Annotated in this window: 14 protein-coding genes; 5 read left to right on the top strand and 9 right to left on the bottom strand. The window is 31.6% G+C overall.

Translation table 11 applies throughout. The features are described 5' to 3' along the window. Window positions 1-3 precede the first annotated feature (3 nt). Window positions 4-1,692, bottom strand: a complete 1,689-nt coding sequence (locus Q0663_RS06280; protein ID WP_299008173.1) for an AraC family transcriptional regulator — start codon at window positions 1,690-1,692, stop codon at window positions 4-6. Window positions 1,693-1,999: 307 nt separating this feature from the next. Here Q0663_RS06280 and Q0663_RS06275 point away from each other — a divergent pair, with 307 nt between their 5' ends. From Q0663_RS06275 to Q0663_RS06255, 5 genes are read left to right on the top strand one after another with little or no spacing between them, the layout of a single operon-like run. After that, window positions 2,000-2,527 carry a methyltransferase gene (locus Q0663_RS06275; protein ID WP_299008170.1) on the top strand — a complete coding sequence of 176 codons (528 nt, stop codon included), beginning with the start codon at window positions 2,000-2,002 and terminating at the stop codon, window positions 2,525-2,527. Further along, window positions 2,524-3,696 (top strand): glycosyltransferase family 4 protein, encoded by a 1,173-nt coding sequence (locus Q0663_RS06270; RefSeq protein WP_299008167.1) that lies wholly within the window; start codon window positions 2,524-2,526, stop codon window positions 3,694-3,696. The genes Q0663_RS06275 and Q0663_RS06270 overlap by 4 nt, the downstream gene beginning before the upstream one ends. 1 nt (window position 3,697) lies before the next feature. Beyond that, the gene (locus tag Q0663_RS06265; protein ID WP_299008164.1) at window positions 3,698-4,978 is read left to right on the top strand and encodes a glycosyltransferase family 4 protein; all 1,281 of its coding nucleotides are present in this window, start codon (window positions 3,698-3,700) and stop codon (window positions 4,976-4,978) included. Continuing rightward, window positions 4,975-6,057 carry a non-hydrolyzing UDP-N-acetylglucosamine 2-epimerase gene (gene wecB / locus Q0663_RS06260; protein WP_299008161.1) on the top strand — a complete coding sequence of 361 codons (1,083 nt, stop codon included), beginning with the start codon at window positions 4,975-4,977 and terminating at the stop codon, window positions 6,055-6,057. Before Q0663_RS06265 ends, wecB begins: the two co-directional genes overlap by 4 nt. Window positions 6,058-6,061: 4 nt before the next feature. Beyond that, window positions 6,062-7,567, top strand: a complete 1,506-nt coding sequence (locus Q0663_RS06255; protein ID WP_299008158.1) for an oligosaccharide flippase family protein — start codon at window positions 6,062-6,064, stop codon at window positions 7,565-7,567. 210 nt (window positions 7,568-7,777) lie between these two features. Here the strand turns inward: Q0663_RS06255 and Q0663_RS06250 are convergent, their stop codons facing one another. The 8 genes from Q0663_RS06250 to Q0663_RS06215 all read right to left on the bottom strand — a co-directional run bounded on the left by Q0663_RS06250 (window position 7,778) and on the right by Q0663_RS06215 (window position 14,361). Then, the gene (locus Q0663_RS06250; protein WP_299008155.1) at window positions 7,778-8,365 is read right to left on the bottom strand and encodes a Crp/Fnr family transcriptional regulator; all 588 of its coding nucleotides are present in this window, start codon (window positions 8,363-8,365) and stop codon (window positions 7,778-7,780) included. Window positions 8,366-8,543: 178 nt separating this feature from the next. Further along, window positions 8,544-9,113 carry a Crp/Fnr family transcriptional regulator gene (locus Q0663_RS06245; protein ID WP_299008152.1) on the bottom strand — a complete coding sequence of 190 codons (570 nt, stop codon included), beginning with the start codon at window positions 9,111-9,113 and terminating at the stop codon, window positions 8,544-8,546. 21 nt (window positions 9,114-9,134) lie between these two features. Continuing rightward, entirely contained in the window at window positions 9,135-9,755 is a 621-nt protein-coding gene (locus tag Q0663_RS06240; protein WP_299008149.1) for a WbqC family protein, read from the bottom strand. Next, on the bottom strand, window positions 9,755-11,338 hold the full coding sequence (gene lepB, locus Q0663_RS06235; protein WP_299008146.1) for a signal peptidase I: 1,584 nt from the start codon (window positions 11,336-11,338) through the stop codon (window positions 9,755-9,757). The genes Q0663_RS06240 and lepB overlap by 1 nt, the downstream gene beginning before the upstream one ends. A gap of 79 nt (window positions 11,339-11,417) precedes the next feature. Next, a complete protein-coding gene (gene dapB / locus Q0663_RS06230) occupies window positions 11,418-12,119 on the bottom strand; it encodes a 4-hydroxy-tetrahydrodipicolinate reductase (RefSeq protein ID WP_299008144.1) in 702 nt (233 codons plus the stop codon). Between the two features lies 1 nt (window position 12,120). Then, on the bottom strand, window positions 12,121-12,699 hold the full coding sequence (locus Q0663_RS06225) for a DUF5683 domain-containing protein (protein ID WP_299008141.1): 579 nt from the start codon (window positions 12,697-12,699) through the stop codon (window positions 12,121-12,123). Next, complete coding sequence (locus Q0663_RS06220) at window positions 12,700-13,587, bottom strand: ParB/RepB/Spo0J family partition protein (RefSeq protein ID WP_299008136.1); 888 nt, start codon at window positions 13,585-13,587, stop codon at window positions 12,700-12,702. Window positions 13,588-13,596: 9 nt separating this feature from the next. Continuing rightward, the gene (locus Q0663_RS06215; protein ID WP_299008131.1) at window positions 13,597-14,361 is read right to left on the bottom strand and encodes an AAA family ATPase; all 765 of its coding nucleotides are present in this window, start codon (window positions 14,359-14,361) and stop codon (window positions 13,597-13,599) included.

The raw sequence follows: 14,361 nt of genomic DNA, 5'->3' as shown, positions 1-14,361 counted from the left end.
TAATTAATCGTCAAGAGTTTTAAAAAATGCAGAAGGAGTTACGCCTACATGCTTTTTAAAAGCTCTTGTAAAAGCTGAAGCATTGGTGTAGCCTATTTCATCGGCAATGGCTTGAACAGAGTATTTTCTAAAAGTCTTGTCGTTCTTTAGTTTTTCTACAACATAATTAATCTTAAGCTTAATACAGTATTGCTTAAACGATTCGTCATGGTATTTGTTAAAGACAAAAGAAACGTACGTATTGTTGGTTTCTAGTTTGTCAGCAATATAGTTAATAGAAAAATCAGGTCTTAAAAAGTCTAGGTTTTTTGTTGCATTTTTAAACTCATTTAAAATCTTATTTTCTAGTTCTTCGTCAATATTGTACTCTTTTTTTTCAGTCTCTACGGGCTTGTCGTTATTTATCATTAAAATAAGTTCTTTCTTTTTCTTTTTTTCTTTTTTTAATAGATAAAAAGTAATAATAAAGAAAGTTATTAATAAAATGGCAAATGAAATAGTGAGCTTTTTTTGTTTGCTAGCTTCTTTTTCTTTGATTTCCTGATTAAGTAGTTGAGCTTTGTTGAAGTTGTTGTTGTAAAATAAGTTAAAAGTCTTGTCTTTGTTATTTTTAGCTAAATTAAATTGTTTTAATGTTAAAGCTGAGTATTTAAAGGCACTATCTAACTTGTTTAGGTTGTTGTATTCCTTTGAAAGGATATCATAAACAGTGATTAATTTACTTGTTTCACATTTTTTATGGCTTTTTAAAAGTTTATTTGAGTAATAAACAGCGGAGTCAGAACTGTTTAAGTTGTGGAAACAAATAGCTTTTTGAAAATATTCTCTATGAAGGTAATTATAACCGTTATTAATATTTTTATAGTTATTGATAAGGTCAATAGCTTTTTGATATTTATTTTGCTTCATTAACACCTCGGTTTTTCTAAAACTGTAAATAATTTCAGAGTCTTTATGAGGAGGATTAAACATCTTAGCTACTTCATAAGCTTTGTCGTAATAGTAATTTGCAGAGTCTAGAAAAGTTTTATATGGGTGCTGATTATTTAGCGAAACATAAGTGTTGCCAAGACAATTGTATGAGTTAGCCTTCCAGTGAAGAAAAAATTCTTCTTTTTGAACATTTTTCAAAATAGGATTTTTAGCCTCTGATAATGACTGAAGCAAAATACTTTTGGCTTTGCTCTGCATATCAAGCTTGTTTTTTATAACGGCTTTGCTAAGAGTCAAGCCGAGTATATTCCTAAAGTTGACATCATCTTTAATAGGGTGATTTACTATTAGATCTTCTTTTTGTGTAAGAATAGCAAAGGCCTCTTGATATTTTTCTTGATTTTTTTTAATCCAAAAAAGCCTATTTAAAGCGGCTATTTTTCTGTCTAAAAGACAAGTTAGATTTTTGTGATTTAATATAGAGTCAACTTGTTCGATAACTCTGAGGGATATACTTTCAGCTTTATCGTAGTCTTTTTTTCGGTAAAAACCATAAGACTTACCAGTAGAGCCCTCAAGACTTTTACAGATGTTGTTAGATTGTTCTAGTTTTTCACAGTAAAGAAATAAACTATCATTATTAGTGTTCTTATAATAATTGATTTTATCAAGGTAAAATGAATCTAAACTTTTTGTTTGAGAAGCACTGTTTGTGCTGAAAAAAAGAATAATAAATATAGCAATTAAAAGTCTGGTCATTTTATACAAATCAATAAAACATATACTTTCTATAAAAAGCATAGGTTAGAAAACCAAATATAAGATTTTTTAGTTATGCTTTTTATAAAATAGGGTGTATAGTGTTTTTTTTATATCTAAAACAACAATATGTTTGTATCGAGTAAAAAGTACATACAATAACTGTACGGATTGCTATGGGAAATTAAAAAGTTAGAAGCGAAGGAATTACCTTCGCTTTTATGCTTTTAGTACCTGTCAAAACGTATTTTTACTTCTGTTGCTTAGAATGGTAAAATAATAATACATTTGTTTTAAAATAAATTTCATGTATTCTACATTACCAAAAAAGAGATACAATCATACACTTGAGTTTTTACAAAAACATCTTCCTGCTCCGGCAAAAATATTAGATTTAGGAGTTCGTAATCCTTTTTCTAAAATAATGGAAGAAAATGGATATACAGTATACAATACTAATGGAGAAGATTTAGATGTGTTGCCACAAGTGGTAAAGGAATATAAAGTAGATGCTGTAACGGCTTTTGAAATTTTTGAACATTTGTTAGCGCCTTTTAATGTGTTAAGAGAAATAGAAGCAACAAAGATTATTACCACTGTTCCTCTAAAGTTATGGTTTACGACTGCTTATAGAAGTAAAACTGATATGTGGGATAGGCATTACCACGAGTTTGAAGATTGGCAATATGATTGGTTACTAGAAAAATCTGGTTGGAATATTGTAGATACACAAAAATGGACAAGTCCTATTAATAAGTTGGGAGTGAGGCCTATTTTACGAAAATATACGCCTAGATATTACGCTGTTTTTGCTGAAAAAAAGAGTTTGAAATGAGAATAGGAATGATTTTAGACAAAACATTCCCTCCTGATCCAAGAGTGCATAACGAAGCTATTGAATTAATCAAATCAGGGCATGAGGTTTTTTTATTTTGTCTAACGTACTCGAATCAGCCTTTAAAAGAAGTAATAGATGGAATTCAAGTTAAAAGGTATAAGTCAAATACTTTAGAATATAAACTATCAGCTTTGGCGTATACTATTCCGCTATACTCTATTCTAATGAAGAAAAAGATTACTCATTTTCTTGATGAATTTTCTATTGAAGCAGTTCATATACACGATATGGTTGTTGCAGAAGCGGTTTTGAACGCTTGTAAAAAAAAGAAACTTCCTGTAGTGTTAGATTTGCATGAGAACAGACCTCAAATAATGAAGTTTTATCCTCATTTAAAAAAGTTTCCGCAGAATGTATTGATATCTCCAAAAAAGTGGCAAAAAAAAGAAGAAAAGTTTGTAAAAACAGTTGATAACATAATTGTAGTTACTGAAGAAGCAAAAGAAGAAGTATGCAAGAGGACTAAAATAAATCCTGATAAAGTTGTAGTTGTTCCTAATACAGTTAGAAAATCATTTTTTGGTGAACAAGGCAATTTTGAAGAAAACTCTGAAAGAGATACTTTTAATTTACTGTACATAGGAGATACAGGAGAGAGAAGAGGCTTAGCTACAGCAATTAAAAGTTTACCAGCGTTAAAAAAGGAAATAGATAATATTCAATTAGTAATTGTAGGAAGTGTTAATGTTGAATTAAAAAAGTTATCTGAAGAATTAAAAGTTGAAGAACAAGTGAGTTTTGAAGGATGGCAGGAAGAAACTACATTTCCTAAATACATAAAACATAGTGATGTTTGTTTGTCTCCTTTACACAGAAATTTACATCACGATACAACACATGCTAATAAATTATTTCAATACATGAGTTTGAGAAAACCTTTATTGGTAAGTGATGTAACAGCTCAAAAAAACATAGTAGAAAAAGTAAATGCAGGATTGGTACATGAAGCAAAAAACGTAGAAGATTTTACCAATAAAGTATTGAGGTTATACAAAGATGAGTTGCTGAGAAAAGAATTAGGTGAAAACGGAGAAGCTTTTATCCGAAATGAATTTACATGGGATAAAACTTCGAAAGGATTGGTGAATTTGTACAATAACTTATAATTTGAAAGTACTAATCATAACATATTATTGGGTACCAGCAGGTGGATCGGGAGTGCAGCGTTGGTTAAAATTTGTGAAATACTTACGAGATTTTAATATCGAACCTGTAATTTTTACAGTAGATGGGGCAAACTATCCAATTATAGATGCTTCTTTAGAGGAAGACATTCCAGAAGGAATTGAAGTAATAAAGAATCCAATATGGGAGCCTAACAATTTATTTTCAGTTTTTAAGAAAAAAGGAGCGAAAACCAGTGCGGGATTTTTAGATCCAAATCCGAGTTTTTTTGGAAAAGTTATGCAGTATGTTCGAGCTAATTATTTTATTCCTGATGCTCGTAAGTTTTGGATAAAACCTTCCGTGAAAAAACTAAAAAAGTACTTAGAAGAAAAAAAAATTGATGCAATTATTACGACAGGTCCTCCACATAGTTTGCATTTGATAGGGTTACAATTGAAAAGAGCATTGGGGATAAAATGGATTGCAGATTTCCGTGATCCTTGGACGGAAATAGATTATTTTCATCAATTACCATTAACACAAAAGGCAAGAGCTAAACATCATCAATTAGAGCAAGAGGTGCTTATAAATGCTGATGTAACTTTAGTAGTGGGGGAAACCATGAAAAAAAATTACGAAAAATTTTCAAACAATATTCACGTTATCACTAATGGCTATGATTCTGAAGAGCAAAAAGAAGTGGGAGTGAAGCTTGATGAGAAATTTTCAATTACCCACATAGGTTTGATGAATGCTGATAGGAATCCGATAATAGTTTGGGAGGCATTGTCAGAATTATCTAAAGAAAATGCTGAGTTTTCAGAAGATTTAGAAATAAAATTGATAGGTAACATAGCGAATGAGGTAGAAGAGGAGCTAGCTAAATATCAGTTTAAGAACATTACTAAAATAGCTTACGTACCGCATAGTGAAGTGCAAAAGCATCAAAAAGCATCGCAAATTTTGTTGTTGGCGGTAAATAAAGTTCCGAGTGCAAAAGGAATTATAACAGGTAAAATTTTTGAATATTTACAAGCAAAACGTCCTATCTTAGCAGTTGGTCCTGAAGATGGTGATTTAGCAGAAATTTTAACTAAAACCAATGCAGGAACTATAGTTGATTTTGACGGTAAAGCTAAAATGAAGAAAGAAATCATGCAGTTGTATGTTGATTATAAAAAAGGCAACCTGCAAGTGGCTTCTAAAGATATAACACAATATCATCGAAAAAAATTGACTGAACAATTGTCTATCATACTTAAACAAGTCGTTAATTCTTGAAAAAAATAGTAACCATACTAGGTGCTCGTCCGCAGTTTGTTAAAGGAGCTGTGTTAAGTAGAGTGATTCAAAAACATAAGGGAATTGAAGAAATAATAGTGCACACAGGTCAGCATTTTGATGCTAATATGAGTGCTGTGTTTTTTGAAGAAATGCAAATTCCGAAACCGAAATACAATCTAAACATCAACGGATTGAATCACGGAGCGATGACTGGGCAAATGTTAGAGAAAATAGAAGAGATCTTACTTGCTGAAAAACCAGATGCTGTGGTTGTATATGGCGATACTAACTCTACATTAGCAGGAGCTTTGGCAGCTAAAAAGCTACAGGTTAAAGTAGTGCATATTGAAGCCGGTTTACGTTCTTTTAATATGCAAATGCCAGAAGAGGTAAACCGAATTTTAACAGATAGAATAGCAAATCTGTTAAGTTGCCCAACAGAAATTGCTGTATCAAATTTAAAAAACGAAGGTTTTGACGGATTTGATACCCTAGTAGAAAAACACGGTGATATTATGAAAGATGCTGTAGAGTTTTACAGCAAAGTTTCCGAAGAAAAATCTACGATTATAAGTGATTTAAACTTAGCTAAAAACGAATTCGTACTAGCGACAATTCATCGACAAGAGAATACAGATGACAAAGAAAAATTAGCTAATGTTTTTTCAGCTTTAGAAGAAATTCATAAAACAAAACAAGTGATACTTCCTTTGCATCCTAGAACAAAAAAAATGTTGGAGAAGTATCATTTACAGCCAAACATCACATTTATTGATCCTGTTGGTTATTTCTCAATGTTAGAATTGTTGAAAAATTGTTGCATGGTAATTACTGATAGTGGAGGGTTACAAAAGGAAGCATTCTTCAATAAAAAGTTTTGTGTAATTGCTCGTGAAGAAACCGAATGGAAAGAGCTTGAAGAAAACGGATATGCTACTATTTCTGGTACAAGTACTGAAACGTTGGTAAACGATTTTAATCAGTTTTTAACTTTGGATAAAAGTTTTGCAGAGGAGCTGTATGGAAATAATGTGGGAGAAAAAATATATCAATCAATTAAAAAACTAATTCAATAATACTTTGGGAATCGTATTTAAACAATCGTTCAAAAACACGTTAATAATCTATTTAGGGTTCTTAATTGGAGGTATCAATACCGTAGTTTTGTATACTCGTTTTTTAGGTGATGAATACTACGGGTTAGCAACCTACGTGTTTTCGGCGTCTAACTTAATCATGCCAATTACTGCTTTTGGTGTTCATTTTACGATTATCAAGTTTTTTTCAGGCTATACCTCAAAAAATGAAAAAGATAAATTTTTAAGTTCTGTAATTTTTCTACCGCTTTTAATAGCTATTCCCATAGGATATTTTTGGGACTATTTCCATAATTGGATTATGCATTATGTTGCTAAAAGTAATTCTAAAGAAAATCTAGTTATTGAAAACTATACAATTTATATATACATAATAGCAGTTTGTACAGCTTATTTTGAAGTGTTTTATTCATGGGCAAGAGTGCAAATGCAATCAGTTTTCGGAAATGTTTTAAAAGAGCTATATAACAGAGTTGCTATTATGGTGATGTTATTCTTAGTGTTTTTCCAAGTTATAACAAAACAAGAGTTTCTTATTTATATGTCATTAGCATACGCTTTAAGAACTTTATTAATGATGGTTTATGCGTTTCGTTTATATACACCAACATTTTCTTTTTCATTACCGGAAAATATTATAGAGGTATTGCGTTACACTTTTTATATCATTTTAGCAGGAAGTGCAGGAGCGATTATTTTAGATATTGATAAAGTAATGATTCCAGGTAAGGAGGGCTTTGAAAAAGCAGCTTATTATACCGTTGCCGTTTTTATAGGTTCTTTTATTGAAGCTCCAAGTAGAGCAATGGGACAAATATTACAGCCTTTAACTTCTAAGGCACTTAATGAAAATAACCCTGTTGAGACAGAAAACTTATATAAGAAAAGTTCGATTAATCTTTTGTTGATAGGTGGTTTGTTTTATGTGTTAGTAAACTGTAATGTAGAAGAGTTGTTTAGACTTATGCCTAATAAAAATTATGCTGAAGGCGGTGCTTTGGTGGTACTATTAATATCTTCAGCTAAGTTGTTTTTAATGTCTTTAGGGAGCAACGGAGCCATTATAAGTAATTCTAAATTTTATCGCATTACATTACCAGTAGGAGTAGGAATGGCGTTATCGGTGTACTTTTTAAACGATTATTTTTATAATGGTTTAGGTATGGGCACTGAAGGATTGGCTTTGGCTACTTTAATTACAGTTGTAGTATTTAACACGTTTAAACTGTGGTTTGTTAAAGAGAAGTTTAACATGATGCCGTTTACAAACAAAACATTTTTAATGATTATTGTTATTTTAATCATGTTTTTTGTATTTAACTTTTGGAACTTCTCAGTGCCTAAATTTTCTATTTTAGACTTCCCTATTCACCCGATAGTAAACATATTGCTAAAGAGTATCATTATTATAGCTGTTTACGGATTTGTAGTTGTGAAAATGTCTATTTCTGAACAAATTAATAATCTTGTAAAAAGGTACGTGAAATAATTTACGATTTAAAAATTTCGATTTTTAGTTTGTTAGTTATGGTGAGTAACAAGGTTATATTGTTGAATTAAACTGTTTATAAAAACAAAAAAAAGACTTACACACACAAGAGGTAAGCCTTTTATTAAGGGAGAATGAAACAAATAATAAGGGGGAATTTGTCTCTGGATCAAATATAGGAAAAATTAACAATACGATTGTTAACAAATGTTAAGAAAGTTTATTAACAATAAGTTTTTTCTTAATTCTACTAAGTTGCACAGGTGAAATGTTTAAAAAAGATGCAATATATCTTTGTGTAATCAAGTCATCTATATTCGGAATTCTTTCTTTCAAGGCTAAATATCTTTCTGTAGCACTAAGGCTAGAAGTTTTTAAGAGCACATCCTCTGCTTTTACGTAGGCACTTTCTAGTGTTTTAATGTAAAACAAACTCAATTCATGATGTTTTAAAGTCAATTTTATTAAATCATGAAAATTACCTTTATACCCTGTTACTTTGGTTAAGGCTTGGTAGTTTACTTCAGACGGAATTTTTTGCATCATTGCAGAATTAGCCCCAGTAATATCCCCCGAAGTAAAAAAAGCACGAGTTGTTTCCATACCATTATCATTTAATAAATAGGAACGCATGATTCCTGTTTTTACGATAAAAAAATTAGTAGGATGTTCACCCACTTTTGTAAAGATTTCATTAGGTTCTAGCTCTGTATAGGTAACTAATGACTCAAAAGTAGTTATTAGGTGATCAGGTAATTTTATATACGAATTAAGAAAATTCTTAACATCATCATTCATAATTAACAAGTTATATGCTGATAATAAGAAAACTAATATACTTAAAAAAAATAAAGTAAGGATGCGAAAAACAGACCTAATTTTAAGGGGAATTAGGTCTGTTATATTTTAAGGGGTTGTAACTTGTTAATTACACTACAAATGTATGACGGTTTTAAATTTTGAGCATTAACATATGTTAATAAATGGAGTTTTTTCTGATTCTACTCAACTGTACTGGAGTAATATTCAAATAAGAAGCAATATGGTATTGATTGATTAAATTATCTATACCAGGATAATTTTCTTGTAGTTTTTTGTATCTCTGAGTGGCATCTAGCATTTGTAGTTCTAGAATTTTGCTCTCTTCCCTTATATAAACATTTTGCAATATCTTGTAATGAAAAATTGATATCTCGTGGTGTTGTAACGATAAATTGTAAAAATCTTTATAGTTACATTCTAAGACTTCACAATCGGTTAAACACTCGTAAATTAATGTTGAAGGTTCATTTTTTATAAGAGCTCCCAAATTACCAGAAGTAATAATAGGTGTATAAATGGTTTTAGTATGCTCTTTGTTTTTTTCAATACTATAGGCGCGTATAACTCCAGATTTTAAAATGTATGCGTTTACAGGTGTTTCATGTAATGATACTAACTCGTAGTTTTTAGGGAATTTTTTTACTGTTAAAAGGTTGAAAATTCTTTCTAAACCATCTTCAGATAGGGGATGGAAATTAAGTGCAAATTCTTTAAATAACTCCATAGAAAGATGTAAATGTTGAGATTATTTCAAATCTACATCAATTTTTTCTAAAAAGCTAATCGTATTTGGACCTTCCATAAAGAGTAAATCTAAAATGGATAAATCAGGAATAAACCCGTGTTTGTCATCAAAAATTTGAATGTAGGTATCCATTTCTATTTCGATACCTTTTTTTGCAATGGCTAAATCTCTATAATCTGTGCTGTTTGGAGTTAACTCATAACTCGATGTTTTAGCAAAGTTTTGCTCTATTTGTAAAGCATCTGTTACAAATAGATGGGTATCGATGTTTAAGTCTTGTAAAAAAGTATACTTTTTATTGAAGATTTTTAATAAATCCTCTTCAAAAAATTCAAAAAAAGGAGAAGAACGATATGCAGATTGTAACGATTTGTAATGCTGTTGTTGCCACGGAAAATTGTTTTCTACCAAAGTGTCTTTAGTCTTTTTTCTACCTTCTATAGCTTTGTGTTTTACAGGAATATTCAAAGCCAATTTACCATTAGCTCCATATATATAACATCGATTACGATAGGTTTGCTTTTGATAATTGTCTTCTAGTTCAAAAGTAACCGATTCTGCTTGGTATATCGCTGCATACTGAGAAATAGGAGCGAAGTAAGTAGGGATAAAAAGTGACATTACGCTTTCTTCTTTTTACTTTTTCTAAAACTATATACAGTGTAACCTCCAATTAATAGTAGTACTAACCATAAATAAGATACAGGTCTGCCACTACCTCCAACAGTTGTAAACATTCTATCCCAACGAATAGAATTTATTTTTGCAACAAAATTAGGGGCATTAGCATCCCAACTTAACCAAATCATTACAGGTTTTCCTACTACATGGTCAAAAGGTACATAGCCCCAGTTTCTCGCATCTAAAGAACGTTGACGGTTGTCACCCATCATCCAGTAATAATCTTGTTTAAAAGTGTAGTTTTTAGCTTTTTTTCCGTTGATATACACATCGTCACCTATAAAAGTAAGGTTGTTGTTTTCGTATCTTCGGATAATTTGCTCGTAAAACGGAATTGTTTTAGCGTTTAGCTCTACGGTAACTCCTTTTTTAGGAATATAAATAGGACCAAAATTATCAGAAGACCAAGCATATCTTGGATCATGAGGAAAAACAGATTCATCATAAAACCCTTTAGGCGTTAAGTATTTTTCAATGCTTTTAACAATAGGGTTTTTGGCAACCAAAGCTGCTTCGTCATCTGTTAAATTTAGATAATACTTACCATCGTTGGTTGTTCCTCCTTCTCTAATATTGTATCTTGAAAGAGCACCTTGACTAAATTTTTCTCCGTTGGTGTCAACTATAAAATGCCACTGTGGTTTAGCTCTGTCGGGTAATACAGTTCTTTCTCCATTGATAAAAACATATCCATCGCGTACTTCTAGGCTATCACCAGGAATTCCTACAGCACGTTTTACATAGTTTGTACGTTTGTCAATTGGTTTATAGGTAAAATTACCTGAGTTGTCTCCCCACATCGTAGCTAGCGAGTCTGAAGGCCAGCTGAAAACAACAATATCGTTACGCTTAATTTTTTGGAAACCAGGCAAACGCATGTATGGTAATGATAGTTTGTTTAATAAACCATCTTTGTTTTTATCGTCAGATAAAAATGATTTTGTTCCTAATACAGGAATGGTATCATGTGCCATTGGTGCAGCAACGGTAGTCATAGGTACGCGAGCACCGTAATGAAACTTGCTAACAAATAAATAATCACCTACTAACAATGTTTTTTCTAACGAAGAAGTAGGAATAGTGTATGGCTGCATAAAATAAGTATGCACTAAAGTAGCGGCTATAATAGCGAAAGCAATAGAACTTATCCATTCACCTAAAGGAGACCTTGGTTTTAAACTTCTGTTTTCAATGTGTTTTGCATCTGTAAAATAATTAATATAATAAATGTACAAGCCTAAAGTAAGAACAGTTAAAATAGAGTCTGGCTTTTTGTTGAAGCCAAAACTTCTACAAGTTTCAATCCATACTATTGGAAACATAAGTAGGTTTACAATAGGAACGAATAATAAAATCACCCACCATTTAGGGCGATTAATAATTTGCATTAGTACTATGGCGTTGTATACAGGTACAGCAGCCTCCCAAGCTTTTTTACCAGCTCGTGTGTATAGCTTCCAAGTACCTAAAAAATGAACAACTTGTATGAATAAGAAGAATAAAAACCATTCAGTAAATGTCATAATCTGTATATTTTGTTTTCCTTTTCAGGAATGTAATTCTAAGCTTATTTGTGCTTTTTAGCTGCTTATTGTTAAGGTATTAACCTAAGTTTAACACATCTCTCATGGTGTAAACACCTGTTTTGTTATGTAACCATTCAGCGGCAATAACGGCTCCTAAAGCAAAACCTTGTCGGTTGTGTGCTGTGTGTTTTATGTCAATTGTATCTACTTCAGAACTATAAGTTACAGTGTGAGTACCTGGTACATCTGGAGTTCTAATTGCTGTAATCGGAATATTTTCTTCGGAAGTTTTTTCGTCTAACTCCCAAGCTTTTTTATTGGTGTTTTCAATAATTCCTTCAGCTAAAGTAATAGCAGTACCACTTGGAGCGTCTAATTTTTGTGTGTGATGAATTTCTTCGATAACAATATTGTATTGCTCAAGCGTACTCATCATCTTAGCCAGTTGCTTATTTAACTCAAAAAAAACATTTACTCCTAAACTAAAGTTTGAAGCATAGATAAAAGCACCACCTTTTTCGTTGCATAAATCAACAATTTCATTGTATTTATCTAACCAGCCAGTAGTTCCTGAAACTACAGGGATGTTATTGTTAATACAGTTGCTGATATTGCTATAAGCAGAAGCAGGTACACTAAAATCAATAGCTACATCAGCTTCGTTTATATCATAAGTATTTTCTCCTGTAGATTTAATAACGATCTCGTGTCCTCTCTGTAAAGCAATCTTTTCGATTTCTTTACCCATTCTACCATAACCAAGTAAGGCTATTTTCATTTTAAAAAGAATATTTTAGTGTTAAACCAACTTTTGGCGCTTCAATAAATAAGGGATCTGGAGTTATTACAGGTCTTACAGATAAACTGTCATCGGTATCAAATTGCAATAAATGTGCATTTACACTAGCTTCTACAATTTGTAAAACGTATAAAAGTACCCCAGTTAATAATGATAAATCTCTGTTTTTGCGTAAGGTTTTTTGAGCAGATTCTAATCCAGGTGTTGATATAAATGGATTTCCGTCCTTACCATTGAATTCATCAGATAACCCTTGACTTCTTAGCTTAAAAGCTGTTCTGTATCGATCGTACTGATCGCTATTGTCTAAATAAAAATAGACACTTGTACCCATAGCTGCCCAAACTATTGGAGCTTTCCAATATTTTTTATTGTATATCTGTCCACCTCCTGGAAAAATAGCAGAATAAAATGCTGCTTTAGATGGAGAGAGTGGATTGTATTTGTCGCTTGATAACTGAAGTTGTTTAGCTCTTACAGCAATAGAATCTTTTTGAGCAAAAGTATTTTGAAACAAAAAAAGACTAAAAAAAGCGAATATGATTACACGTATGTTCAATTACTTTAATAAGTTTTTAATACGGTTAAAGTCTTCTTCTGAGTGAAAAGGAATAGATATTTTTCCTTTACCACGATTGTTAACAGTTACATCAATTTTATGCCCGAAATAATCGCTGATATCTTTTACGCTTTCAGAAATATAATTAGGTAAAACTTTCTTTTTAGCGGCTTTAGCAACAGTACCCGCTTTTAAGTTTTTAACCAATTCTTCAGTTTGACGAACAGATAGTTTGTCACGAACAATTTTTTCGTAAATGTTTAACTGATCTGTAGTGCTATCAACATTAATCAATGCACGACCATGACCCATTGAGATAAATCCGTCACGCATTCCTGTTTGAATAATCGGATCTAATTTTAATAAACGTAAGTAGTTGGTAACTGTTGAACGTTTTTTACCTACACGTGTACTCAATTCTTCTTGTGTTAATTGAATTTCATCAATTAAACGTTGATATGAAAGGGCAACTTCAATAGGGTCTAAGTTTTTACGTTGGATGTTTTCTACCAACGCCATTTCTAACATCTCCTGATCGTTGGCTAAACGAATGTATGCAGGAACTGTTTTGTTTCCAATAAGTTTAGAGGCTCTAAAACGACGCTCACCGGAAACTAATTGGAATTGATCGCTCGATAATTTACGAACAGTAATAGGTTGAATTACCCCTAACTCTTTGATAGAACTGGCTAATTCACGCAAAGCTTCTTCATCAAAATAAGTTCTAGGTTGGTATGGGTTTACTTCAATCGAGTTAATGTCGATTTCAATAATATTTCCAACTAATTTATCTGCGTTTTTATCTTCTGCTGAATTTACTTCCGCAGTTTCTTTTAATAAAGCGGATAAACCTCTACCTAAAGCTTGTTTTTTCGTTGCTTTTGCCATGTATCTTTATTATGCGTTTTTAGTTAAAATTTCGTTCGCCAAATTTAAGTAATTTACGGCACCTTTAGAGGTTGCATCGTATGAAATTATACTTTCTCCGTAACTAGGTGCTTCACTTAAACGGGTATTTCGATGTACAATTGTTTCAAAAACCATAGAACTGAAGTGTTTACGAACTTCATCAACTACTTGATTAGACAAACGTAAACGAGAATCGAACATAGTTAATAACAAACCTTCAATTTCTAAATCAGGATTGTGAATTTTTTGAACGCTTTTAATGGTGTTTAATAATTTACCTAAACCTTCCAAAGCGAAGTATTCACACTGAATAGGAATAACAACAGAGTCTGCTGCTACAAGTGAATTTAATGTGATTAAACCTAAAGAAGGAGCACAGTCTATTAAAATATAATCGTACTCATCTTTAATATCTTCTAAAGCTTTGTTAAGCATGTATTCACGTTGTTGCTTATCTACTAATTCAATTTCAATAGCGACTAAGTCAATATGAGCAGGGATTAAATCAACATTAGGAGATTCTGTTTTTATAATTGTGTCTTTAGTCGGAATTGTATGCTCTAAAACCTGATAGGTTCCAACTTCTACATTTTCAACATCTAAACCTAAACCAGAAGTAGCATTTGCTTGGGGATCAGCATCAATTAATAATACTTTTTTTTCTAAAACACCTAAAGCCGCAGCTAAGTTTACAGATGTTGTAGTTTTACCTACACCACCTTTTTGATTTGCAATTGCAATAATTCTACCCAT

Origin of the sequence: uncultured Tenacibaculum sp., from assembly GCF_947504135.1 — a bacterium.
Taxonomy (GTDB): domain Bacteria; phylum Bacteroidota; class Bacteroidia; order Flavobacteriales; family Flavobacteriaceae; genus Polaribacter.
This window is presented reverse-complemented; position numbering and strand designations above follow the sequence as displayed.

Excerpts from the sequence above, each read along its gene's own strand:
- Q0663_RS06240 (WP_299008149.1), bottom strand. The coding sequence starts at position 9,755 with ATGTCACTTTTTATCCCTACTTACTTCGCTCCTATTTCTCAGTATGCA.
- Q0663_RS06215 (WP_299008131.1), bottom strand. The coding sequence starts at position 14,361 with ATGGGTAGAATTATTGCAATTGCAAATCAAAAAGGTGGTGTAGGTAAA.
- Q0663_RS06220 (WP_299008136.1), bottom strand. The coding sequence starts at position 13,587 with ATGGCAAAAGCAACGAAAAAACAAGCTTTAGGTAGAGGTTTATCCGCT.
- Q0663_RS06275 (WP_299008170.1), top strand. The coding sequence starts at position 2,000 with ATGTATTCTACATTACCAAAAAAGAGATACAATCATACACTTGAGTTT.
- lepB (WP_299008146.1), bottom strand. The coding sequence starts at position 11,338 with ATGACATTTACTGAATGGTTTTTATTCTTCTTATTCATACAAGTTGTT.
- Q0663_RS06270 (WP_299008167.1), top strand. The coding sequence starts at position 2,524 with ATGAGAATAGGAATGATTTTAGACAAAACATTCCCTCCTGATCCAAGA.
- Q0663_RS06245 (WP_299008152.1), bottom strand. The coding sequence starts at position 9,113 with ATGGAGTTATTTAAAGAATTTGCACTTAATTTCCATCCCCTATCTGAA.
- Q0663_RS06280 (WP_299008173.1), bottom strand. The coding sequence starts at position 1,692 with ATGACCAGACTTTTAATTGCTATATTTATTATTCTTTTTTTCAGCACA.
- dapB (WP_299008144.1), bottom strand. The coding sequence starts at position 12,119 with ATGAAAATAGCCTTACTTGGTTATGGTAGAATGGGTAAAGAAATCGAA.
- Q0663_RS06250 (WP_299008155.1), bottom strand. The coding sequence starts at position 8,365 with ATGAATGATGATGTTAAGAATTTTCTTAATTCGTATATAAAATTACCT.